A 24872-nucleotide genomic window follows, 5' to 3' on the forward strand; every position below is an offset into this window, starting at 1 on the left:
AATATGCAAAATTGCTGACCTGTAATAAGAGAATCATAACGACTATGCGCAATTCAGAAAAACAAGATAACTTAGTTCGCGCTTTTAAAGCCTTATTAAAAGAAGAAAGCTTTGGCTCACAGGGTGAGATCGTTGATGCATTAAAACAACAAGGTTTCGAAAGCATCAACCAATCTAAAGTCTCCCGTATGCTGACCAAATTTGGTGCGGTACGTACACGTAACGCAAAAATGGAGATGGTTTACTGTCTGCCAGCAGAGCTTGGAGTTCCTACGGTAAGCAGCTCTTTACGTGAACTTGTACTGGATATTGACCACAACGCTGCGTTAGTCGTTATCCATACTGGTCCAGGTGCTGCACAATTGATTGCTCGCCTACTTGATTCACTAGGCAAATCAGAAGGCATTTTGGGTGTCGTTGCAGGTGATGACACCATCTTTATTACCCCAACAATGCCAGTTTCAACAGAACAATTGTTCAAATCAGTGTGTGAGCTTTTCGAATACACAGGCTAAGTAACTGTTTGTGGGCTATGAAATTAGTCGAATTTTGTAGCCCATAAATTATGTAAACAAAATGATTCCAACGTCTATTTTTTACCCACCTTATTTGTGATCATTATCACGCTATTGATTTTTTTAACACCCTCACACAAAATCAGCATAAGTAACTGTTATAAAACAGATTAGCTTGCGAATTTATCCCCACCTACTGTCGCAAGCTTTAGACTTATTCGCTATAACTTTTAACAATCGGATAATTTTCTGCCAATTTTTTGTTATGATTCGCTCGCTTTTTCAAACGATTGGATTGGAAAAGATGCCGTTTCCAAATAGGAAACTCCTGAAGTAATTTACAGTTATTTCTGGGTTAATAATGAATATAAGGAAGGGAAATTCATGGCATTTAACAAACTTCTTAAAGTAGGCGCAATCGCTGCAGCAGTTATGGGCGCAGGCGCAGTTAACGCTCAAGAGTTTATTACTATCGGTACTGGCTCAGTAACAGGTGTTTACTACCCTACTGGTGGTGCTATTTGTAAATTGGTAAACAAAGGTCGTAAAGATCACAACATTCGTTGTTCAGTAGAATCGACTGGCGGCTCAATTTACAACGTCAACACTATCCGTGCTGGCGAGCTAGATTTTGGTATCGTGCAATCGGACTGGCAATACCATGGCTACAACGGTACGAGCAAGTTTGCTGAACAAGGCCCGTACAAAAAACTGCGTGCAATGTTCTCTCTTCATACAGAACCTTTTAACATCATCGCACGTGCAGATTCTGGTATCGAAAACGTTCAAGACCTAAAAGGTAAACGTGTAAACATCGGTAACCCTGGTTCTGGTGACCGCGCGACAATGGGCGTAGTGATGGATGCAATGGGCTGGACTAACGACAGCTTTAAACTTGCATCAGAACTAAAAGGCTCAGAACGTTCTCAAGCACTGTGTGATAACAAGATCGACGCGTTTATCTACATGGTTGGTCACCCGAACGGTTCAATCAAAGAAGCAACAACCTCTTGTGATGCGAAGCTAGTTCCTGCAACTGGTCCAGAAATCGAGAAAATCGTTGCTAACAACCCATACTACGCATTCAGCACAGTGCCTGCTGGTATGTACCGTGGTACAGATAAAGACGTAAACAGCTTTGGTGTTGCGGCAACAATGGTAACGACTTCTGATGTTTCAGATGACGTGGCTTACAACGTTGCTAAAGCTGTGTTCGAAAACTTCGATACATTCAAACGTCTACACCCTGCATTTGCAAACCTGAAAAAAGAAGACATGGTGAAAGCTGGTCTTTCAATCCCTCTTCACCCAGGTGCAGAGAAGTACTACAAAGAAGTAGGTCTGCTTAAGTAAGCAGCTACTGACTCCAAGCTCAGGCAGAGAAGGATGGTTTTCTGCCTGATTGAGTATGCTGGTCGAACACCTTCTTCCAGCATGCTTTGTTCAATTTGCTTTATGCAATCTGCCGATTTCTTTTTCGGAAGTCGCGCTCATACACCTAAAAAAAGAAAACGCACATGCCCTCCTCTCATAAATCAATGAGTTGAAGGACTGTAGCGATTCACTCGAAAGCAAACTTCGCTCTATTCACTACACTGTTAAAGCGAAGCGCGGTTCTCTATACACAATACAGACAGGACCATCAATAATAAGGAAAAAGTACATGGCGACGAACAACACTCCGTCACAAGATGTGCAAGAAATGGTGGCTCAGGCAGACACAGGTGCGCGTAGCCCAATGGGCTTGCAAGGTCGAATCTTATGGTTCGTTCCACTGTGCTGGTCGCTATTTCAATTATGGTACGCGTCTCCGCTACCATTTATTTTTAATTTTGGCGTACTCAACGACACTGAAGCGCGAGCAATCCATTTAACTTTTGCTACTTTTCTCGCTTTCACTGCTTATCCAGCCATGAAAAACTCTCCACGAGATCATATCCCTCTTATTGATTGGATATTGGCACTCGCAGGCAGTTTTGCAGCGGCTTACATTTACATCTTCTATACCGAACTCGCCGGCCGTTCTGGCGCCCCAACCACGGTTGATATCGTGGTATCCGTCACAGGTATGGCGTTACTACTTGAAGCAACTCGCCGAGCTCTCGGTCCACCACTTATGGTGGTTGCTGCGGTGTTCCTAACTTACACCTTTGCTGGCCCATACATGCCAGATGTGATTGCTCATAAAGGCGCGAGCTTGAACAAAGCCATGTCGCACCTTTGGCTAACAACTGAAGGCGTATTTGGTGTTGCACTGGGTGTATCAACTTCTTTCGTATTCTTGTTTGTACTGTTTGGTGCCATGCTAGAGCGTGCGGGCGCAGGTGCGTACTTCATTAAAGTCGCGTTCTCGCTACTTGGTCATATGAAAGGTGGCCCTGCGAAAGCTGCGGTAGTCGCTTCTGGCTTGTCTGGTCTGGTTTCAGGTTCTTCCATCGCTAACGTAGTAACGACAGGTACGTTTACGATTCCACTCATGAAGCGTGTTGGCTTCCCGGGAACGAAAGCGGGGGCGGTAGAAGTAGCAGCATCAACCAACGGTCAGCTGACACCGCCTATCATGGGTGCTGCCGCATTCTTAATGGTAGAATACGTTGGTATCTCCTACGTTGAAGTTATCAAAGCAGCTCTACTCCCTGCGCTTATCTCTTATATTGCACTGATTTACATCGTTCACCTTGAAGCGTGTAAAGCAGGCATGACAGGGCTTCCTCGTCGCCATACCCCTACGCTTGTGCAGAGCTTGCTGTCCTTCACTGGTACGATTTTGGGCCTATGTGTTATCAGCGCTTTGGTTTACTACGGTGTGGGTTGGACGAAAGATGTCTTTGGTGATGCAGCAACCCCTATCGTGACCGTCGTACTTCTAATTGCTTATGTGGGTCTTGTAAAGATTTCCGCTAACCACGCAAAAGATGGGGCGATTGAAATCGATGCTGAACTGACTGAGGTACCAGACCCAGGTCCGACGATTAAATCTGGTTTGCACTTTTTATTGCCTATAGTGGTACTGGTTTGGTGTTTGACGGTGGAACGTTTCTCTCCAGGTCTATCTGCATTCTGGGCAACGGTGTTTATGATTTTCATCTTGCTGACACAACGCCCTTTGATTGCGTTGCTATCTAAAGAAGGCGATCTTGTCGAACAAACCAAAAACGGCTTTGTTGACCTAGCAGAAAGCTTAGTATCTGGTGCGCGCAACATGATCGGTATCGGTGTCGCAACCGCTGCTGCCGGTACGGTTGTTGGTGTGGTAACGCTGACTGGTATTGGCCTTGTCATGACCGACTTTGTCGAGTTCATCTCGGGCGGTAGCATTATCCTAATGTTGCTGTTTACCGCGGTCATTAGTTTGATTCTGGGTATGGGCCTACCAACGACGGCCAACTACATTGTGGTTTCAACCTTGATGGCACCGGTTATCGTAACGCTTGGTGCGGCACACGGTTTGATCATCCCACTGATTGCGGTCCACTTGTTTGTGTTCTACTTCGGTATCCTGGCCGATGATACACCACCTGTTGGCTTAGCGGCATTTGCGGCCGCAGCGATTGCAAAGTCGGATCCAATTCGAACTGGTATTCAAGGCTTTACCTATGATATTCGAACCGCAATCCTGCCTTTCATGTTTGTCTTCAATACTCAGCTATTGTTGATGGGTATCGACTCATGGTGGCATTTAGCATTGACCGTGATCTCTTCAATCATTGCGATGTTAATCTTCTCAGCGGCAACACAAGGTTGGTGGTTCACACGTAATAAGTGGTGGGAAACCGTCTTACTATTGGTATTGACCTTCTCATTCTTCCGCCCTGGATTTTGGTGGGACATGTTGTACCCAGCGAAAGTTCTTTCCCCTGGGGTTGAGATAGCTCAAATCACGGAAGGGCTAAATGTAGGAGAATCCATTGAGCTACGAGTCGCAGGTGAAAACCTAGAAGGTGATTACGTAGAGAAAACGGTACGTCTTCCGTTCGAAGATAAAGCAAAAACCGCTGAAGAGCGCATCTCTTCTATGGGTCTAATGCTAACCGAGAACGACGGCAAAATGATCGTAGACATGGTCGAGTTTGGTAGTCCGGCAGAATCGTCTGGCGTCGACTTCGACTGGGAGATCAAATGGATCGTTCAAGACGCTGAACGCCCAATGAAAGAATGGGTATTTGTGCCTTGCTTAATGATCTTGCTGGTACTTGCCATGAACCAAAAACGTCGTGCTCGTAAGGAACAGTTGAGCGCATAACCGATTAAGCCCCGAGGATAAGGGGCCATGATGAGAGACACTGAATGTATAAACAAATTCTTGTGCCGGTTGATCTAAATGACCAAGGCTTCTCTGACCGAGCTGTTGAGTTGGCTGTTTGGCAAGCTAAACAAGCCAACGCGGAAGTTCACTTACTGACTGTACTGCCCGGTATCCACATGTCGATGGTCGCGACTTACTTCCCGAAAGATGCGGCGGCGAAGATGAAGCAAGATGTGAAGCAGCAGCTAAAAACATTTGCCGATCAACACATCGATGATGAAGTGATTTACAAAGTCCACGTTGCAGAAGGCAAAGCGTATGCAACCATCCTTGATTACGCTGAGCGCTTAGGCGCAGACCTCATCATTATGCCAAGCCATAAACGTTCGAAGATCAATAAAGTGATGTTAGGCTCAGTCGCAAGCAAAGTTGTTGAAAACTCACCAATCAATGTGATGGTAGTGAAGCCACAAGGCTAACGTACTCATTCAAACTCCCAAAATAGAAAAAGGTTGATGCTCGCATCAACCTTTTGTTTTTTCTTACGCCTTATTCATCAATATAAACAACGCTCTACCCTGCCGCTCGCACAAACGCGGTTAAAACATCGCTAGAGTGCGATAACGTTAATTCACCAATCTCACCTGACGCTTCTACCTGACCACCTGCCACAAATGCAAAATGACTAGCAATCGCTCTGGCGTCACTTAAGTGGTGCGTTACCATCAAAACGGTGATGCCACGCTCAGCAGCAAGCTGTTTAACCAATATCAGCATCTCTTCACGCAACACGGGATCGAGAGCTGAGAAAGGCTCATCGAGTAGCCACATCGGATGCGGCTGAACAAAGCAACGTGCGAGTGCCACACGCTGGCGCTGACCACCAGAAAGGTGTTCAGGTAAGCGGTCCAGATACTCAGCTACACCCACTTGTCTTGCCGCTTGCTCGACAAGAAGCTTTTGGTCTGCCGTAAGCTTTAACCCCGGATGCAAGCCCAAACCGATGTTGTCTCTTACTGACAGGTGAGCAAACAGGTTATGTTCTTGGAACAACATTGAGAACGGACGCTGATACGGCTCATTACTTACGATAGATTCACCATCAACCAGAATATCGCCTTGGTCTGGATTGATGAAACCAGCAACTAACGCCAATAAGGTTGATTTGCCAGCCCCGCTCGGTCCCATCAGTGATACGATTTGCCCACGTTGAATGTCTAAGTTAAAACGAAACAGTTCACGTTGATAGGTGTACTGCACATCATCCAACACTAACATTACGCTCTCTCCTTCGTTTTCAATACTTTTTCAATCACAGCAAAACAACCGACGCTGAGTAACAACAAGGTAACCGACACAACAGCCGCAGCATCCATCTGGTAACTTCCCAACAATTGGAATAGGTACAACGGCAAGGTTCTAAACTCTTGCCCACCAAACAAAGCAATCGCACTCAAGTCACCAATCGCAAACATAAAGCTGATAGCAAAAGCATGTGCAAATGGCCTGCGCAGTGCTTGCCACTCCACCACTCTAAAACGTTGCCAACCACGCATACCCAAACTGGCACAGACATACTGATATTGCTGCTCAATGTGCAACATAGGTTGAGATAAAGTCTTAATGACATATGGCAAGGCCATCAAACCATTAACCAAAATAACCACAAAAAACGCTAAGCTGAATACATCGGTAAATGAGCGCAGCAATAGGAACAATCCCGTACTGATCACTAAGCCCGGCGTCACCAAAATGATGGTACCAATAAGCTCAATTTGATCAGCGCGAGTATTTTTATACTGCAAACGCCAACGTCGGCTAGTCAGCAAAATCGATACGCCAGCGGCCACGGCAAGAGAACTCGCCAGGACCGCAACTTTGAGTGAATTGAACAGTGCAGACCAAAAACGCTCATCACTCAATACCGGCCAAACTTGTTGGTTGATACCACTGAAGACCACCATCAAAAGTGGCGGTATTACTAGTAAAAAGGCACCTATGATCCAAAAGCTATCCCAAGCTTTTGACCACCCATGATCCTTCGTTAAATATTGCTGTACCGATGTGCTGCCAGTGCTTACTGAGACTGGCTTCGTCAACTTTTGTACGCCAATTGCTAACAAGCCGCACAACAACATTTGCCACAGTGCCAAAAGCGCCCCGGCTTGCAGATCAAAATCGAACTTAATTGCCTGATAAATGGCAAGCTCAATAGTGGTCGATTTCGGTCCGCCGCCTAACGCCATCACGGTGGCAAAACTGGTAAAGCAAAGCATAAACACCAAGCCGCTTACGTGTGGCAATTGCTGCCTTAGGCGTGGCCATTCCACCCAGCGAAATTTATCCCAATGGCTCATTCCAAGGTGTGCACACAGTTTATGTTGCTCTGCTGGGATAGATTCTAATGCCTGCAAAAGTAAGCGCGCTGCATAAGGCATATTGAAGAACACATGCGCAAGTAGAATACCGTTCAGACCATAAATGGAAAACGGCAGCTCCGCATCGATACTTTTCAGCCATTGAGCTAGCAAACCACTATTACCGTAAATCGCCAATAAGCCGAATACGCCAACTAGTACAGGCAAAACTAAAGTGGACGCAAACAATTTTAATAGTAGAGACTTACCAAAGAACTCACGTCGAGAAAGCGCATGCGCAACGGGAATAGCAAAGCCAACACTCAATAGTGTAGATAGAAAAGCTTGGTAGAAGCTGAACTTGGTGACGTGCTGATAGTATGGGTCTCCCCATACCATAGACACATCAAGTGAAGGCGCTTGGACAAGCAAAGCACCCAGGGCAGAAATAACAAAGGTCGCGATAATCATCGCGACCCCTAACCCTATTTTCGGAACAGAATTCAAAAGTAGAACCTATGTTAGAACGTCAATGCGCTTTGCCATTCGCGAATCCAAGTCTTGCGCATTTTCGCTACTTCGTCTGCACTAAAGCTCAATGGTTTGCTTGGCACGCTCAGAGTTTCAAAGCCTTTTGGTAATTCAACGTTAGTTACTGGGTACATCCAGTTACCTGTTGGCATCGCAGATTGGAAATCATCACTCAAAATAAAGTTCATGAACTCATCTGCTAACTTCGCATTTTTTGAGCCTTTGACCTTAGCCGCCACCTCCACTTGCATGTAGTGCCCTTCGGCAAAATTTGCGCTTGCGTATTTCGCGTCATCTTCTGCAATCAAATGGTACGCGGGAGAGGTCGTGTAAGACAGCACGAGATCGGACTCACCGTTCAAAAACATCGAGTAAGCTTCTGACCAGCCTTTGGTAACCGTAACTGTTTTCGTTGCCAGTTGCTTCCACGCTTGAGTCGCATCATCGCCATAGATGGACTTCATCCACAACATCAAGCCTTGACCCGGAGTCGAAGTGCGAGGGTCTTGGTAAATCACTTTCAGATCATCACGCTCTTCCACCAGCTCTTTCATGCTTTTTGGAGGATTCGCCAACTTCTCCTTGTTGTATACAAACGCAAAGTAGCCGTAATCGTACGGTACGAAGGTCTTATCGTCCCAACCATTAGGTAGCGTAGTCTTTGAGGTATCAACATTATGCTCAGCCAGAAGCCCGGTCTTTTTCGCTTCCGCCATCAGGTTATTATCCAAACCTAACACGATATCCGCTTTGCTATTGTTTCCTTCCAAACGAAGGCGGTTAAGGATTGAAACACCGTCGTCCAGCGCAACAAAATTAACGTCGCAACCGCATTTGGCTTCGAATGCTTTTTCGACTTTAGGACCCGGTCCCCAATCGGCAGCAAAAGAATCGTATGTGTAGACAGTTAGGGTGTTTTCAGCGGCAAACGCCGAAGTAGAAGTGATGGCTGCAAGGGCAATCAGACTAAGAGTGGTTTTCACTGCTCGCTCTCCATTTGCATGAGTAACATGAGTTGAGCGGCACAGGGTTGAGGCGGTATTTAGGACTTCCAATATCCAGACTCAATTCCTACGCCAGCATTATCTGGTTCAGGTAATACGGGTCCCTGCCTGCTCAACAATGTTAAACAATTAGGTCTCAGCTCGCCAATGCATTGATAAGTTCAATGTAAAATGACTTTGCTCCCCGATGAGTTGGATGGATTGTAAAGATCTTTTATTGATTACACAATCAACGTTGGTCATAACCCCAGCGTGGCACCAAGCCTTGCTCAATACCAAGGTGATCGAGAATTCTTGCCACCATAAAGTCAACCAAGTCTTCAATGCTCTTAGGCTGATGATAGAAGCCCGGTGCTGCCGGCATAATGGTGACGCCCATCTGCGAGAGCTTGTGCATGTTTTCAAGATGCAGTGTTGAGAAAGGCGTTTCACGCACCACAAGTAACAGTTGCCCACGCTCTTTCATCACCACGTCTGCAGCACGTTCAATTAAGTTATCTGACATGCCGTGTGCAATGGCCGCGACACTGCCCGCGGAACATGGACACACCACCATTTGCTTTGGCGCAGCCGAACCAGAGGCCACTGGCGAGAACCAATCGTCTTTGCCACAAACGGTGATATTATCTGGATTGCACTTGAGATGCTCAACTAACGCCTTTTGCGCCGCTTCAGGGCCGCTTGGTAGTTTCAGGTCATGCTCGGTCGCCATCACGACACGAGCAGCCGAAGAGATCAACACGTAAACGTGGTAATCCGCAGCAACTAGGCATTCAAGAAGGCGAAGACCATAAGGGGCACCAGAGGCGCCCGTTAATGCTAATGTGATGGCTTTTTTAGGGGTTACTTTTTGTTGCATAAATGTCATTAAGCTTTTTGTTTCAGTTGTTCTAGAAGCTTGCCGTGGATACCACCAAAACCACCGTTACTCATTACGAGGATTTGGTCACCTGGCTGCGCTTGCTCTACGATTTTTGCGACAAAGCTGTCCATCTCTGCACCCACAAAAGCAGGTTGTTTACACTGGTCTGCAATCTCTTGTACTGACCAATCAATGTTGTCTGGTTGGAAGAGGAACACCTCATCAGCACTGTGCAGAGAAGCCGCTAAAGTATTCTTATGAACACCGCGTTTCATCGTTGCAGAGCGTGGCTCCAAAACGGCAAGAATACGTTTTTCGCCAACCTTGTTACGTAAACCGCCCAATGTCAGTTCAATCGCCGTTGGATGATGAGCAAAATCGTCGTAAACCGTCACGCCATGCTCTTCACCTTTCAGCTCCAAGCGACGTTTGGTGTTAATAAAACGACCGAGAGCCTGACATGCAAGTTCTGGTGTAACACCCACATGGCGAGCAGCAGCAATCGCCATCAAAGCGTTATCCACGTTGTGGTCACCGACAAGATCCCAATCCACGACGCCAACTTTCTCACCTTGCAATGAAACTTCAAATTTAGAGCCATCGATAACCAATTTGTGCGCTTGCCAATCACCGTCGACACCTGAGAACTGCTTTTCAGTCCAACAACCGCGCTCGATCACGTCTTGCAGCGACTGATCTTGCTTAGGTGCTAGGATCAAGCCGTTGCCCGGAACAGTGCGCACTAAGTGGTGGAATTGACGTTTAATCGCCTCTAGATCGTCGAAGATGTCCGCATGATCAAACTCAAGGTTGTTCATGATCAGTGTACGTGGATGGTAGTGAACAAACTTAGATCGCTTATCGAAAAAAGCACTGTCATATTCGTCGGCTTCTACGACAAAAAACATGCTTTCACCCAAGCGAGCCGACACTCCGAAGTTACCTAATACGCCGCCAACGAGGAAACCAGGCTGGTAACCGCAGTCTTCTAGAATCCAAGCCAGCATGCTTGAAGTGGTGGTTTTGCCGTGAGTACCTGAAACCGCAAGTACCCAGCGATCGTGGAGTAAAAACTCCTGTAACCATTGCGGGCCAGAGGTATAACGCATGTTAGTGTTCAATACATGCTCAACACATGGGTTACCACGGCTCATCGCGTTACCAATCACCACAAGATCGGGTTGAGGGTCAAGCTGAGAAGGGTCAAAGCCTTCAATTATTTCAATACCTTGCGACTCTAACAGGGTGCTCATTGGTGGATAAACATTGGCATCTGAACCCGTTACTTTATGACCTAACTGACGAGCCAAAACTGCTGCACCGCCCATAAACGTGCCGCAGATACCCAAGATATGAATGTGCATAAACTTAACCTTGTAATGCGTTCTTTAATCCTTTCATTATCGTGATAACTACCAGAAAAGCGAGTGCCTTTCGCCCTGTTCGTGCAGTCTCTTTCACAAATCTGACAGGGCTTAGCACTGACTGACCAAGCATTAACCAAGAGATTCCCTTCTTATGCAATAAGACAAATAATTTGCGATCTCAGTCGGTTACTTCATTACCATTAATAAGATCTGCGTCATAAACTTACATCTAGCGCAATCGTTTAACATCCATAAAGAGATGCCTCTATTGCGCGACACCCCCAACGAAATGAAAATGTAAGGATAAACCATGTCAGGACTGCGCACCCTAGGCGAATTCATTGTTGAGAAACAAGCGGATTTCCCCCACGCTAGCGGTGATCTTTCATCTCTCTTAGCTTCTATTCGCTTAGCTGCAAAAATTGTTAACCGCGAAATCAACGCGGCCGGTCTTGGTGACATCACTGGCGCTGTAGGTACGGAAAACGTACAGGGCGAAGACCAACAAAAACTTGATCTGTATGCGAATGACAAATTCAAAGCGGCACTCGAAGCTCGCGACCAAGTATGTGGCGTAGCAAGTGAAGAGGAAGATGAAGCGGTTGCGTTCAATAAAGAACTCAATCAAAACGCAAAGTACGTTGTACTTATGGACCCACTCGATGGCTCATCAAACATTGATGTGAACGTATCAGTAGGGACCATCTTCTCTATTTACCGTCGAGTTTCTCCTATTGGAACCCCACCAACAGAAGAAGACTTTCTACAACCAGGCCACAAACAAGTGGCAGCTGGATACGTAATTTACGGTTCATCCACCATGCTGGTTTACACCACAGGTAATGGCGTAAACGGCTTCACTTATGACCCATCGATAGGCAGCTTCTGTCTTTCTCATGAAAACATGATGATCCCTGAAGATGGCAAGATTTACTCGATCAACGAAGGCAACTACATCCGCTTCCCACAAGGCGTGAAGAAATACATTAAGTACTGCCAAGAAAACGAACCTGAAGATGGTCGCCCATACACCTCTCGCTACATCGGTTCGCTGGTTGCTGATTTCCACCGCAACTTGCTGAAAGGCGGCATCTACTTGTATCCAAGCACACAAAGCCACCCTCAAGGTAAACTTCGCTTGTTGTACGAGTGCAACCCAATGGCATTCTTGATTGAGCAAGCAGGTGGTTTAGCGTCTGACGGCGTTAATCGCATCATGGATTTGAAACCAACAGAATTGCATCAACGCGTGCCTTTCTTTGTCGGTTCTAAAAACATGGTGAACAAGGTCGAAACGTTCCTTGAACAGCATCGCGACGAAGAATAATTTCAGACCTTTGTCCAACGCGGCGGGTGTTTACCTGCCGCGTTTTTGTCGCTAAAGTGAGTAACGAATCAATCGTAAGATGAGCCTGACTCATCCTCACTGAAAAGGACTATTCAAATGAGCTTAAACAACGTACCAGCGGGTAAATCATTGCCTGACGATATCTATGTCGTGATCGAAATCCCTGCTAACGCCGATCCAATCAAATACGAAGTAGATAAAGACACTGGTGCTGTATTCGTTGATCGTTTCATGTCTGCACCTATGTTTTACCCTTGCAACTATGGTTACGTGAACGACACCCTTTCTCTAGACGGCGACCCAGTAGACGTACTGGTTCCGACTCCTTACCCACTGATGCCAGGTTCTGTGATTCGTTGTCGCCCAGTTGGCGTATTGAAGATGACGGATGAGTCAGGTGAAGACGCAAAAGTCTTCGCTGTCCCGCACTCTAAAATCTCAAAGGAGTACGAGGGCATTCAAGATGTCGGTGACATCCCGGAACTATTGAAGGCGCAAATCACACAATTCTTTGAGCGCTATAAAGAGCTGGAAGCTGGTAAGTGGGTGAAAGTTGATGGCTGGGCAGATGTGGCCGCAGCAAAAGCAGAAATCCTAGAATCTTACGAACGCGCGCAAAACAAATAACTGCGAACGCTTAAAAGTAAAAGAGCTGCACATTAGCAGCTCTTTTCAGTTTTTTGGCTTTGATCAGTACTCGCCTGCCGTTGAGTGTCTGCCCGATTCATAGTTTTGTTGGAAGAATGGGTCAATGTCATCGCAAATACCGAAGTACGGCATATCTCTCACACCTAGCATGTAAGCACTCTGTTCGCAGTACTCTTTTTTACCTTCCTGATAACCGGATTGATAAGCCATAACCAATTCGGGTGTAGCACGATTCGTTTCATCAAGTTTGGCGATTCGCTCTTCCGATAGCTCGATTAGACCATCAAGAGCAGGTTGCTTACCAAAAGTCTGCCAATCTGTGACGTTGGCAGAAGTTGGTAGTGATGTTTGCGCACAAGCACTGAGCAAGACTAGCGCGGCACCGATAGCAAGTAACCTCATGTTCACCCCTTAAAATCTAGTAGCGTTTACTGCCCTTTGCAGTTCGCCCTAATTCATATTCTCGGCGGAAACGATCATCAACATCATCACATATCCCGCGATAGTAGCGCCTACTTTCTCCTAACGAGAATGCATCTTGTGCGCAGTAGTTTGAGCGCCCCGCTTCATAACCGTTGCTGTATGCCACGTAGAGTTCGTCGCCATTGTTGAACTCTTGCATTGACAGTTTGGTGTCCCCGGCTTCAGCTTGCTGCATGCCATATTGCTTCCATTCCATACTGTCGTTGCTACTCGGTGGTGTCGTACTTGAGCACCCCACTAAAAGCAGCAGTATCATTGGTGATAGATATTTCATCGCAGACCTCCCAAGTCTTTGTTGTATATATCGTCAATGCATACGTTACTGCTCTGATTATAGTTCACACTCGTTGACACCAATCACCAGATGCAATCTCTTCAGTCAATTGCTCCGTATCTTGGTACAAATAGATCCAAGCTTGGCCAAACGGCGTGATGATGCTTTCTCTGCGATACTCTACAGGTACATCCTCAAGCTTATCGAGCTCCACCAGCGTTTCATTATCAATCAAATACACCTCACCTTGTATGACTTGTTGCCCAGTCGATAAAGCGGGGTAAGGCCCCAAGTCATAAAGCGCGAACTGGGCATCGGTTTGATGATGCCCAAGAAATTCGGCGGTACTCAAAAAGTGATGGTTGTGCTCTCCTTTGCGCAAGGTGCCATACACAAATACCAAATGCTGCATAACCACTCCTTAGTTATGTTTTAGAAACTAAGCTTAGTTGAATTCAAATTGGTACAGCAAATCAACCGCACTGTCGACACCGGATACCGCTTCTAAGTATAAGTCTTTCATCAATCGGTAACGCACGGTGAACTCACCCAATGAAGTAAAGATACCCACACCGTATTTAACTTGCAGGCCAGGAAGTATGTAACCACTTACCGTCACTTGAGAATCATCACCAGAACCAGCGGTATCCAACTGCAAATCTTGCACGCCAAAGGCTTCACCAATCTCACCGACGACTTTACCGCTTTTCGCTAAACTCAAACCAATCAATGTCGTTGTCATCGCGTTACCGCCAGACTCCGCATCAATATCTTGACCACGTAATAAGTAAGATAGCGCGTTCGCTTGCGGCATCGCAGGATCAGAGAAGATTTCTACCGTCGGGTCACTTGCTGGGCCAGTCACACGCACACCAGCCGTCACGTCATCTTGCGTATTATCTGGGTTACGAATCGCTTTGATAGAAACATAAGGCTGATCCGCAGGACCATTCATCATGATTTTACCTTCTTCGATCACCAAGTCTTGGCCAAATGAACGGTAAGAACCATCAACGATATTCACTTCACCAACAATGAACGGACCTTTATCTTTCTGAGTTACATTCAAGTTACCTTGCAAGTCACCTTTCAAGCCAAATGCAGAAAGCTGGAAGTCATCACCAATTTTGATGTTGATATCGGTCTCTACGTTAAACGGCAATGCCTCATCACCATCAACTGGCTGCATGTCTTTGTTTAAGATAACGGTATCGCTCGACACGCCAACAGCACTTGGTGGCAACTCATCGATCAGAATACGTCCCCATGGGAGATTGATATTACCTTCAACTTTAGCAAGCTTAGGGGTCACATCGATGGTCATGTCTGGCTCGACTTTAATTCTCACCATTGGCGGCATATCTACTTTCAACTCTTTCGCAAATACGCGAGCCTTAGTGTGCCAATTTTCTAAATCACGCCAGTCCGCGTCACCATTGATCTCCAGCTTGCCATCCGGAGTAATGATGCCCGCATTTAAGTCTGCTTGATGCCCTTTGAAGTTAATCGCAACTTGTCCCGAATCGATGTCAATTGGTGTTACTTCACCTTGCAGCTTCATTTGGTCAATCAAAAACTGGCCATTCACCTTCGGATGCATCACATCACCAGACAAAGCGAGATCCGTGTTCATGTTCGCTTTGAACAAGCTGTACTCACCGATAAGTGGCGCCAAGAAGTCCAAGTGGAACGTCGATAGCGACACCTTACCGTTAATCGTAGGCTTCTCGGACGACACATCATTCAGAGCGACCTTACCAGACAAATCCCCGTTATCCGTGACATCAAGTAACCACTCAGCATCAAGCTTATCTTGCGCCAGCTTGGCTTTAAAACTCACACTTTCCCAACCGACTTTCACTGGTTGTTCTAGCGTTTGTTCTACCTGACCTTTTGGCATATCGACATTCACCGTGACTTCCGGTTTCATGTCTGGTGCCCATTTCGCAAACGCATTCGCGTTCACCGAGCCATTCAGCTTGGTTTCTGCGGGTAAGAATTGTTTGATTTGGTCGAAGTCAAAGTTAGTAACTGCTAACTTTGCCTCGCCGCTTTTGCCGACACTAATGTCTTCACTCAAACATACGCTTGAATCAGACTGTAACCAACAGTGTGCTTGGACATCGGCGATCTGTTTATCAATGTTGACTTTAACTGCCGTCGATTTTTGCAGAGCCCATGGACCTTGCGGTGTACTCAACGTTAAACGGCGCAGCGCCCCATCCCAGATCATCTCAGGCTTTTGCTTAAAAGTACCTTCGATTTCTAAACTACTTGAAACAATGTCAGACACCACATCCAATGTCAGTTGGTGCAGCTTTTCGTCACCAGTGACTTCAAGATCTGCGCTATCAATTTTGATGTCGTCATAGGCAATGTTTTTGGCAATTAAGCTCACGTCCGCTTTTGGTGCAGGTAGAGGGGTCACATCACCTTTCAAGGTAATGGTTTCAACCTTTGCTTGCTGTTGCCAATCGAGTTGGTTCAGCGCAAGATCCAGATTGATGTCTGGTTGCTTCAAACTGCCACGTAGCGCAACCGTACCATTCATCTTGCCGCTAAGATCCGGCACACTTTTCGAAAAGTCAGGGAAGTTAACCTCAACATCCATCAAGATTTGCTTGTCAATTTTACCTTTGGCATGCAGTTGGTTCGGACCATGCGATAACGCTAAACCTTGAGTATTTAGCTGGATATCTTCTCCCTTACCATTCTTGTCAGACGCCTCTAATTGACCTTCGATGTTCAGCGGATAACCACGCAAAATACCGTCAATATCAAGCTTAGGAAGGCTCACTTGCCAACCGCCTTGCTCCGTTAAAGAGCCCGACGTAGATAAACTACCGCTGATGTCCCCTTCCGCTTCTTGCCACTGCAAACCCGGTTGAATGTTCTTCAGGTTCAAGTCCGCTTGCCAGTTGATAGGTGCAGCCCAATTTGCCATCACTTTACCAGCCAGTTCACCGCCTAAGGTTTTCACCACAATACTGTCTAGGTCAATCTGTTCTAATGTGCCTTTACCATTCAAAGCAACATCTAACGCGGGAATATCCTTACCAGATGCTTTCGTTTCCAGTGCGACGGTGTAGCCCTCTAGTGAACCTTTCGCCGCTAAGCTAGGCACCGAAACTTGGTAGTCACTCTTACCGCTCAATGGCCATTGCGCCTCAACATCTTTCAGTTTGATATCAAATGGCAGCTCCGTTTTCAGTGGTTGGATTTGCCCTTCAATCTTCGCTTTAACCAAATCAGACAGCGTTGCCTGCAAGGACAAATCACCGACAGAGCCTGAAGCTGATAAAGACAGTTTCTGACCTTTCACATCAGCTTGTTTAACGAGCGCGTCAATTTGTGCTTGAATTGGATAGTCGCCAGATAACGTCACTTGCGTACTCAACTTGCCTTCTACTTCAGGCATGTCGAGCTCTAACGTTTTTACCTCAACTTTATTGCCACCAGCTTTGGCTTCGAGCCCTAAGTGATGAACAATAACCGGAGTGTCACCAGCCAATTTGAAATCGTGAATATCCAGTCGCTGCGCTTCTATCGTTAGGGGGATCCACACTTCAGGTAGAACAATGCCCTTGGGTTCAGACTCAGCTTTCGCCGCTTTATTTTCCGCTTCTTTTTTTACCGCAACATCTTGAGTTTTTGGTTTTTCTTTTTGTTTCACAGCCGGCTTTGATGTCTTCGCTGCACCGTCCTGATTACTCGCAGCGTTGCCAGATTCATCAACAGCTGACGCTTGTGCCGTTGTCGATGATTGGTCTTCTTTTGGCGTTTCGTCTGTTGACGCCAATGCTACATTGATCGCCTTCAATGCCGTGGGAGCAATTACCAAACGGTCGCCTTGCATCGATAGCGCTGTAGAAAAATCTTGCCAATCAATCTTGTTACCTAAAATATTCAAATTGATGTTATTCAGGCTAACTTTATTAACGAAAATAGGTACTGGTGTACTAATTGAACGCAGTGGCGGCGTTTCTTCTACTGGTTCCTCACTCGGCGGCAATTCCGGCATTTGGAAGTTCACACCTTGGAGTGCAAGTTCATCCACGCACACTTTTGGATCGAAGAAACAACGGAAGTTTATCGCAAGAGTAAGGCTTTCAACTTTTGCGTCGACATTCAACGATTCATCGACAAAACTGACGTTGTGCAAAGCAAAGCGAGGGAACAAAGATCCTTTGATCTCTTCGACTTTCAGTTGTGGTAGTGCCTTTTCTGCTCCCCACAACGCCAGCTTCAAACCGGGATGGGTGAACAATACCGTGCTGATGAAAATCACCAGTACGAGCACTAGACTCAGCAGACCGATCGAGAACCATTTCGTCCACTTAAGCGTTGTTTTGATCATAATTCAGGCCCCAATGAGAAGTGGATGCGAAATTCTGGTTTCGGCTCAGCGTCTAAGCCCCAAGCAAAGTCAAAGCTCACTGGCCCAACAGGGGATGCCCAGCGAATGCCTACACCTGCACCCGATTTCCACACTGGAGTTTCATTGAACGCATCACCGATGTCATAAAAGGCGGCTCCCCACCAGTTACCATAAACACGATATTGATACTCTAAAGTACTGGTCACCATGTATTTCGCACCAGTCAATGCGCCACTAGCGTCTCTTGGAGAGATCGATTCGTAGCCGTAACCACGAATGTTGTTGTCACCACCAGCAAAGAAACGCAATGATGGTGATAGTTTTTCAAATTCATCTGTAATATTTGCGCCGCCTTCCAAGCGGAAAAGCCCACGGTGATTTTGGCCGATACCGCGAATCCAAGAGGTACGGCCCAACAAACGAAGGACACGCGTTTCGGATAACAATGCGGGATCACCGTATTCAACCGTGACACTTTGTTTGTCACCCCACATCGGCATATTGCCGCCTCGGGTTCGAGTACGCGAGAAAGAAGCACCAGGCAGAACAAACTGCACGCCGTCTTCTTGCAAACCTTGAGAGAAATTTTCGTACAAGTGTCGAACGTACAACGTTTTGTGCCAACCACCATCGGTGATCCAATGGCGTTCTACCGCAAGATTCGATTCCAAACTTTCCGTATCGCGGTTATCAAGGCGCTTCAAACCAAACTGCAACTGATAATACTCATGCAGCACATCATCGAGCGGAATTTTGTAACCCGCAGTGATGGTTTGCTCGGGTTTAGAAAGAGAAAGGGCGGTATCAAAGCTGTGCCCACGAGCACTTACCCATGGTTTTTTCCATTTTAAAGTACCACGCACGCCGGTATCGGTAGAGTAACCAATACCGGTTTCGAGTTGGTTTTTCGCTGCGGGAGCTAACGAGACTTTAATCGGTAGATCTCGTCCATCATCGAGTTTACTGAGATCAGGTTCAACAAACACCGAGGAGAACCAATCAGTATTCGACAGGTTTTGGTTGTACTCACCCACTTCAGACACTAAGTAGGGTTCGCCGGTTTTAAATGGGCGCAAAGAGTCCACGCGGTCTTCCCAGATCTGACTCCCCAAGATTTCCACTGTACCAAAGTGATATCGGATACCACTGTCATAGTGCAGGCGAACATTGGCTTCATTCAACTCTGGAACCACTTCCAACTTACTCAGCGTAAAATCACCATTAAAGTAACCACGCTGCAAAGCTAAGTTACGAATGCTGGATTTGAGGCTATCGTATTCCCCTTGATTGAGGATACGGCCCTCTTTCAATCGTGATTTGTTGATGAGGTTAGTAAACTCTTCATCTTTTTCTGCTTCACCGGAGATCACCACATCCATAACCTTTACCCTTACAGGCTCGCCCGGTGCAACGTTGACGATCAATTCATCATTATCTTTCGTAATAGAGTATGAAATTTTCGCATGATAATAGCCAAGCGCATTCATCGCTTCGGTGATACTTTGACTTAATCGCGCCTGAAAGCGTAAAGACGTCGAATAATCATCTTCTGGTATCGATGATAGGTAAGCGTTCACATTGTCTTCTAGCGCACCATCGATCCCTTTTACAGTCAGGGATACATCGGCATAAGCGCTATGAGAAAAAACAAGTAGGCTAGCAATAATTGGGATAGCTTTTTTTATCATGCTTTTTAGCTGGATGAGGTTAAATAAACGTAAACAATAATAACGCCAAATAAAGGCTAAGTCTGTAATATTAATAGGTTTACCGCGGTCTATGTCATTACACCATCAGATTCAGACTGAATATTAAAGTTCGCAAAATTAAGACACGTATTGAAGGACGAATACTATGCTCAACAAACAGACAATGATCAGTATAGAAGATGCACTGCCAGGTAGAGAGGCATCAATGCAGATTGATGACACCCATTTTGTTAATCAATCAAGCTTAACGGCATCACCGCAAGCTCACCAACAACAAATATTATTCGGTATGGGATGTTTTTGGGGAACAGAACGTTTTTTCTGGCAACTTGAAGGTGTGATATCGACATCAGTAGGCTATGCCGGAGGCTATACGCAGAATCCAACATACGATGAAGTGTGCAGCGGAAAAACAGGACATACAGAAGTCGTAAGAGTCATCTTCGATGAACGAGTAATTTCTCTAGAGCAACTGCTTGCCGCATTTTGGGAGAAACACGATCCAACTCAAGGCATGCGCCAAGGTAACGATCTCGGCACTCAATACCGTTCTGCGATTTATACCTACTCACAAGAACAGTTAGAAGTGGCAGAAAAGTCGAAAACACAATACCAACAAGCATTACAAGAAGATCAACGCGCAGCAATCACCACAGAAATTCAAGCCGCTGGACCTTATTACTTCGCTGAAACGTACCATCAGCAATACCTAGCAAAGAATCCAAACGGTTACTGTGGTTTAGGCGGCACGGGGGTTTGCTTCCCACCAAGCCTTCAAGGTTAATCCCAAACTAAAAAGAGCGACGAAAGTCGCTCTTTTACAATTCTGACAATTAAACAGGTAAAGATAAAATGGCCCTGTTAACTTCTTTGAATACCGACAATTGTTGGGGGTTTTTGATGTCTGGTAGTAGCACTTTACCGTTATCAAAACGGAACTGACCAACTCCAGCAATTGAGAACTGACCTTTGAATAAAGTCTTAACGAAACGCGCCACCTGACGTGGACGGTAAACAGCAAACTCACGAAGCATAACCACCTCAATATCCTTTTGAGAAAAACATGATTGCTCTTTCCTTGGCAATCTTTATGCGCTATTTGCGACGAGGTTCATTGTACCAAATTCCAACCTAAACGCAACATTACTTAACTCTGTACGTTAAATAATTGTTATAAACGGTTCTACATTTTTATGCATCGTAAGTATATACTTGGTAAGTCTCACAACCCATACGGAACATAACAATATGAAAACTAAGACTCTCCTTCCTATTTTCTTCGCTCTTGCACCTGGTCTTGCGCTTGCTCACAACCTTTCAATGGGTGAAGCAGTTCCAGCAGCAAAAGTAGACGCGTACGGCGAAATCGTACTGCAAGGTGAAGGTGTGGCGTACCAGCCTTGGGCGACACAACAAATGCTAGGAAAAGTACGAGTGATTCATGCCATTGCAGGACGCAGCAGCTCGAAAGAAATGAACGCGCCGTTGATGACAGCGCTAACTGACGCTAAGTTCCCGGAAGATGCCTACCAAACTACAACCATCATCAACCAAGACGACTCAATCTGGGGAACTGGCTCTTTTGTGAAATCATCAGCACAAGACAGTAAAAAAGAATTCCCATGGTCATCAATGGTTTTAGATGAGAACGGTATTGTGGCTAGCACTTGGGCACTACAAGAAGAAAACTCGGCAATCGTAGTGCAAGATAAGCAAGGTAAGATCCTGTTTATCAAAGAAGGCGCATTGACAGCAGATGAAATCAACCAAGTACTTGGCCTCATTAAACAAAGCATCTAATACTCACTCGCTCCTTGTTACTCTCAAGCGGGGAGCGTCATTCCTTTCTTTCTGCGTAAGTTCTTATTCCTGCATAGATAATTTGCTCTATACGAACAAAAGAGTGAACTTTTCATAAAAATGAGTGTTATATTATAACACTAGGTATCGTTTCGGGCTTTAAGATGCACTGTCGTTGGCAAGCAATTACACATCATTGGCATCGCACTGTTGTATTGTTCAGTGTTGCGTTGTTGATCGCTTGGAACTTTGCCACTATTGCTCATCAACTCGACCTCATTCCCGAACACCACAGTGAACATCATTGCCAAATGTTTGCCGGAGCGCATCAAGGGCTTGCGAAGGCTCAGCCAGAACTCAGTGCGCCCACCTTCTCTAGACTCGCTCACGTAGATGTAGTCGAAATCACCTCTCATTTAGAAGACGTCACGTATACCGCGCGTGCACCACCTAATTTTGCGTTCTAAAAACCACTACCCATACTAAGAACAAACCTTGTTATTCACTTTGCTATTTGAGCAAGTAACACATAAAAAATTAAACAAAATTAGGAATAAGAAAATGCCATCTAAACACGCTTTAGCTCTTGTTATCGGACTTTCTCTATCAGCTACTGCTAACGCAGAAGAATATCGTCAACATGAAGCGCACGTTCATGGTCATGTCGAATTCAACATTGCTCAAGACGGAAAAGACTTACTAATTGAAATCACTTCTCCAGGTGCTGACGTGGTTGGTTTTGAGCACGCACCTGAAAATGCAGAGCAAGAGCAAGCCTTAAAACGAGCGGTTGCCGCACTAAAAGACACAAACAAACTGTTTGCAATTAACCAACAAGCGAAGTGTGTGATTGAAGAAGTTCAAGTCGCGCATACGCTTGGCCAAGATTCTCATGAAGGCCACGATCATGGTAACCACGAAGGACATGATCATGATAAGCACGACCACGATAGCCATGAGGGTCACGACCATGACAAACATGAGCATGGCGACCACGAGGGTCACGACCACGATAAACACGATCATGATGGCCATGAAGGTCACGACCATGACGAACATGCTCATGATGACCACCACGATCACGAAGGTCATGACCACGAAGGACACGATCACGAGCACGGCGGTCACGGTGAGTTCACCGTTGAGTACCGTTTCCACTGTGATTCAGTCGCCGATCTAAATAGCATTGATACGACTTGGTTCAAGCAATTCCCAGCAACAGAATCCATCAGCGTCAACTTATTTACTGACACAACTCAGTCTGCGACAAGCCTAAGCAAAAACAACACTAAGATCGCAATTAAATAAATCACATGGCGTGTGAGTGAGTGCTCACACGCTATTGCCTTGGTAATTTATTATGACTGAAACCACGTCAAACGTTGTTGAGCTGAATAATGCCCAGTTTGTCTGGCCCGGCTCAGAAAACGCGACCATCAATATTCCGAAATTGCATATCGCTCAAGGCGAGCATGTATTTATCAAAGGACCTAGTGGCTGTGGTAAATCCACACTACTCGCGCTGCTAACAGGGATTAACACCTTAACCTCAGGTTCCTTGTCCGTTTTAGAGACTGATATTGCAAGCCTACGAGCAAGTCAAAGAGACAAATTTCGTGCCGATCACATTGGCTATATCTTCCAACAATTCAATTTGTTGCCTTATCTGAATGTGATTGAAAACGTCCTGATTCCCTGCCAATTTAGCTCAATTCGCCGAAATCGAGTGGCACCAAACGCTTCAACGTCATCACTTGAAGAGCAAGCTAAAACGCTTCTGGAGCGTCTACATCTACCCAAGATGTTGCATGACAAACCCGTGTCAGAATTAAGTATTGGCCAGCAGCAACGCGTTGCCGCGGCACGCGCCTTGATCGGCCAGCCTGAATTAGTCATTGCCGACGAACCAACATCCGCACTCGATCATGACAACCGTAAAGCGTTTATAGAGTTGTTGATGGAGCAAGCGAACCTTGCGAACGCAACACTGGTCTTCGTCAGTCATGATCCGACGTTAGAATCGCTATTTCATAGAACATTGAATTTGCCGGAAATCAATCAAGCCAAAACCTTGGGAGCGACATCATGAGTGCCGTAGTAAAGCTCGCTTGGAAAAGCCTGATGAACCGTAAAGCGACCGCCATTCTCACCATCATGACAGTCGCGATTTCTGTTGTCCTTTTATTGGGTGTTGAACGCATTCGTACCCAAGCTAAGGACAGCTTCGCTAACACCATTTCTGGTACCGATTTAATCGTCGGTGGCCGTTCTGGACAAGTCAACTTGCTGCTGTACTCAGTATTCAGAATCGGCAATGCCACCAACAACATAGATTGGAAAAGCTACGAAGAGTTTGCTAACCACAGTGCCGTTGATTGGGCAATTCCAATCTCACTCGGAGATTCCCACAAAGGGTTCCGCGTAATGGGCACCAACCAGAGCTATTTCGAACACTATAAATACGGAAATAAACAGCCTTTAAAATTGTCCGAAGGCAGGGAGTTCAATGGCTTGTTTGAAACGGTACTCGGCTCTGATGTCGCAAAACAGCTTGGATATAAAATCGGTAGCGAAATCATCATTGCACACGGCATCAGTGACGTTGGTTTTAGTCGGCATGACAACTTACCATTTAAGGTGGTCGGCATTCTTGCTCCTACTGGCACTCCTGTCGATAAAACCGTGCACGTTTCTTTAGAGGCGATCGAAGCGATTCACGTAGGTTGGGAAAGCGGTGCCCGTTTAGGTCCGACCCCAAGTGCAAATGAGCTAAAATCACGCGACTTCCAGCCTAAACAAATCACGGCCATGTTGGTTGGGTTAAAATCACGAATTCAAACCTTTGCCCTACAGAGACAGATCAACACCTATCCGAAAGAACCTCTCAGTGCCATCATGCCAGGCGTCGCTTTGCATGAATTATGGGGCATGATGTCCGTTGCCGAGCAAGCACTCATGGCTGTATCAGGCTTTGTGGTTGTGGCAGGGTTATTAGGCATGCTAAGCAGCCTATTGACCAGTCTGCAAGAGCGTCGTCGTGAAATGGCGATCCTGCGAGCCATGGGGGCAAGACCAAAACACGTCTTCTCCTTACTGATAAGTGAAGCCAGCTTATTGACCTTCGCAGGTATTGTGACGGGATTAGTGGGCCTTTATTCCATGCTTGCCCTCTTGCAACCAATAATCCAACAAAGTTATGGTATACACCTAACATTAACGGCACTGTCGCCGTATGAATGGATGTTGCTTGGCTTTGTACAATGTGCAGGCATTGTGATTGGCTTCATCCCGGCATTTCGCGCTTACCGACAATCGCTCAGTGATGGAATGACAATAAGGATTTAGTAAAA

Annotated in this window: 23 protein-coding genes; 12 read left to right on the top strand and 11 right to left on the bottom strand. The window is 46.0% G+C overall.

Features of this window, described 5'->3' with window-relative positions:
• Window positions 1–44 precede the first annotated feature (44 nt).
• From argR to C1S74_RS09230, 4 genes are all read left to right on the top strand, one after another.
• Window positions 45–515 (top strand): transcriptional regulator ArgR, encoded by a 471-nt coding sequence (argR, locus tag C1S74_RS09210; RefSeq protein WP_005430583.1) that lies wholly within the window; start codon window positions 45–47, stop codon window positions 513–515.
• Between the two features lie 384 nt (window positions 516–899).
• The gene (locus C1S74_RS09220) at window positions 900–1868 is read left to right on the top strand and encodes a TAXI family TRAP transporter solute-binding subunit (RefSeq protein ID WP_009707802.1); all 969 of its coding nucleotides are present in this window, start codon (window positions 900–902) and stop codon (window positions 1866–1868) included.
• A gap of 310 nt (window positions 1869–2178) precedes the next feature.
• Window positions 2179–4758, top strand: coding sequence for a TRAP transporter permease (locus C1S74_RS09225; RefSeq protein WP_038866109.1), 2580 nt, complete (start codon window positions 2179–2181; stop codon window positions 4756–4758).
• 44 nt (window positions 4759–4802) lie between these two features.
• Window positions 4803–5240, top strand: coding sequence for a universal stress protein (locus C1S74_RS09230; RefSeq protein WP_005437370.1), 438 nt, complete (start codon window positions 4803–4805; stop codon window positions 5238–5240).
• 94 nt (window positions 5241–5334) lie between these two features.
• Here C1S74_RS09230 and thiQ read toward each other — a convergent pair whose 3' ends face one another.
• The 5 genes from thiQ to mpl form a co-directional block, all read right to left on the bottom strand.
• Entirely contained in the window at window positions 5335–6039 is a 705-nt protein-coding gene (gene thiQ, locus C1S74_RS09235) for a thiamine ABC transporter ATP-binding protein (protein WP_039974682.1), read from the bottom strand.
• On the bottom strand, window positions 6039–7625 hold the full coding sequence (thiP, locus tag C1S74_RS09240; protein ID WP_082039045.1) for a thiamine/thiamine pyrophosphate ABC transporter permease ThiP: 1587 nt from the start codon (window positions 7623–7625) through the stop codon (window positions 6039–6041). The genes thiQ and thiP overlap by 1 nt, the downstream gene beginning before the upstream one ends.
• Before the next feature lie 14 nt (window positions 7626–7639).
• Window positions 7640–8632 carry a thiamine ABC transporter substrate binding subunit gene (gene thiB, locus C1S74_RS09245; protein ID WP_045399238.1) on the bottom strand — a complete coding sequence of 331 codons (993 nt, stop codon included), beginning with the start codon at window positions 8630–8632 and terminating at the stop codon, window positions 7640–7642.
• A 250-nt stretch (window positions 8633–8882) separates the two neighbouring features.
• Window positions 8883–9521 carry a flavin prenyltransferase UbiX gene (locus C1S74_RS09250; RefSeq protein WP_045399240.1) on the bottom strand — a complete coding sequence of 213 codons (639 nt, stop codon included), beginning with the start codon at window positions 9519–9521 and terminating at the stop codon, window positions 8883–8885.
• Complete coding sequence (mpl, locus tag C1S74_RS09255; protein ID WP_045399243.1) at window positions 9521–10879, bottom strand: UDP-N-acetylmuramate:L-alanyl-gamma-D-glutamyl-meso-diaminopimelate ligase; 1359 nt, start codon at window positions 10877–10879, stop codon at window positions 9521–9523. Before mpl ends, C1S74_RS09250 begins: the two co-directional genes overlap by 1 nt.
• Window positions 10880–11192: 313 nt before the next feature.
• Between mpl and fbp the strand changes: the two genes are divergently transcribed.
• Complete coding sequence (fbp, locus tag C1S74_RS09260) at window positions 11193–12209, top strand: class 1 fructose-bisphosphatase (protein WP_045399244.1); 1017 nt, start codon at window positions 11193–11195, stop codon at window positions 12207–12209.
• A gap of 117 nt (window positions 12210–12326) precedes the next feature.
• Window positions 12327–12857, top strand: coding sequence for an inorganic diphosphatase (gene ppa / locus C1S74_RS09265; protein WP_038866096.1), 531 nt, complete (start codon window positions 12327–12329; stop codon window positions 12855–12857).
• A gap of 63 nt (window positions 12858–12920) precedes the next feature.
• On the opposite strand, the gene C1S74_RS09270 is transcribed toward ppa, so the two are convergent.
• The 5 genes from C1S74_RS09270 to tamA form a co-directional block, all read right to left on the bottom strand.
• Complete coding sequence (locus C1S74_RS09270; protein ID WP_045399247.1) at window positions 12921–13280, bottom strand: DUF2799 domain-containing protein; 360 nt, start codon at window positions 13278–13280, stop codon at window positions 12921–12923.
• A 16-nt stretch (window positions 13281–13296) separates the two neighbouring features.
• On the bottom strand, window positions 13297–13635 hold the full coding sequence (locus C1S74_RS09275; RefSeq protein ID WP_038866091.1) for a DUF2799 domain-containing protein: 339 nt from the start codon (window positions 13633–13635) through the stop codon (window positions 13297–13299).
• Window positions 13636–13699: 64 nt separating this feature from the next.
• Entirely contained in the window at window positions 13700–14047 is a 348-nt protein-coding gene (locus tag C1S74_RS09280) for a gamma-glutamylcyclotransferase family protein (protein WP_045399248.1), read from the bottom strand.
• A 33-nt stretch (window positions 14048–14080) separates the two neighbouring features.
• A complete protein-coding gene (gene tamB / locus C1S74_RS09285; RefSeq protein WP_045399250.1) occupies window positions 14081–17992 on the bottom strand; it encodes an autotransporter assembly complex protein TamB in 3912 nt (1303 codons plus the stop codon).
• Window positions 17989–19701, bottom strand: a complete 1713-nt coding sequence (gene tamA, locus C1S74_RS09290) for an autotransporter assembly complex protein TamA (protein ID WP_045399252.1) — start codon at window positions 19699–19701, stop codon at window positions 17989–17991. Before tamA ends, tamB begins: the two co-directional genes overlap by 4 nt.
• A 166-nt stretch (window positions 19702–19867) precedes the next feature.
• Between tamA and msrA the strand changes: the two genes are divergently transcribed.
• The gene (gene msrA / locus C1S74_RS09295) at window positions 19868–20506 is read left to right on the top strand and encodes a peptide-methionine (S)-S-oxide reductase MsrA (RefSeq protein ID WP_045399254.1); all 639 of its coding nucleotides are present in this window, start codon (window positions 19868–19870) and stop codon (window positions 20504–20506) included.
• A gap of 49 nt (window positions 20507–20555) precedes the next feature.
• Here msrA and C1S74_RS09300 read toward each other — a convergent pair whose 3' ends face one another.
• A complete protein-coding gene (locus tag C1S74_RS09300) occupies window positions 20556–20756 on the bottom strand; it encodes a DUF1107 domain-containing protein (RefSeq protein ID WP_038866081.1) in 201 nt (66 codons plus the stop codon).
• A gap of 214 nt (window positions 20757–20970) precedes the next feature.
• Between C1S74_RS09300 and C1S74_RS09305 the strand changes: the two genes are divergently transcribed.
• From C1S74_RS09305 to C1S74_RS09325, 5 genes are all read left to right on the top strand, one after another.
• Window positions 20971–21522: a YtfJ family protein gene (locus tag C1S74_RS09305; protein WP_045399256.1), complete on the top strand. Its 552-nt coding sequence runs from the start codon at window positions 20971–20973 to the stop codon at window positions 21520–21522.
• A gap of 164 nt (window positions 21523–21686) precedes the next feature.
• Window positions 21687–21989 carry a DUF2607 family protein gene (locus C1S74_RS09310; RefSeq protein WP_082037641.1) on the top strand — a complete coding sequence of 101 codons (303 nt, stop codon included), beginning with the start codon at window positions 21687–21689 and terminating at the stop codon, window positions 21987–21989.
• A gap of 94 nt (window positions 21990–22083) precedes the next feature.
• Window positions 22084–22830 carry a zinc uptake protein ZrgA gene (gene zrgA / locus C1S74_RS09315; protein WP_045399258.1) on the top strand — a complete coding sequence of 249 codons (747 nt, stop codon included), beginning with the start codon at window positions 22084–22086 and terminating at the stop codon, window positions 22828–22830.
• A 52-nt stretch (window positions 22831–22882) separates the two neighbouring features.
• Entirely contained in the window at window positions 22883–23611 is a 729-nt protein-coding gene (locus C1S74_RS09320) for an ABC transporter ATP-binding protein (RefSeq protein ID WP_045399260.1), read from the top strand.
• Window positions 23608–24867 carry an ABC transporter permease gene (locus tag C1S74_RS09325; protein ID WP_038866072.1) on the top strand — a complete coding sequence of 420 codons (1260 nt, stop codon included), beginning with the start codon at window positions 23608–23610 and terminating at the stop codon, window positions 24865–24867. Before C1S74_RS09320 ends, C1S74_RS09325 begins: the two co-directional genes overlap by 4 nt.
• The last annotated feature ends 5 nt before the right edge of the window (window positions 24868–24872 follow it).

It is taken from the genome of Vibrio hyugaensis (assembly GCF_002906655.1).
Taxonomy (GTDB): Bacteria; Pseudomonadota; Gammaproteobacteria; order Enterobacterales; family Vibrionaceae; genus Vibrio; species Vibrio hyugaensis.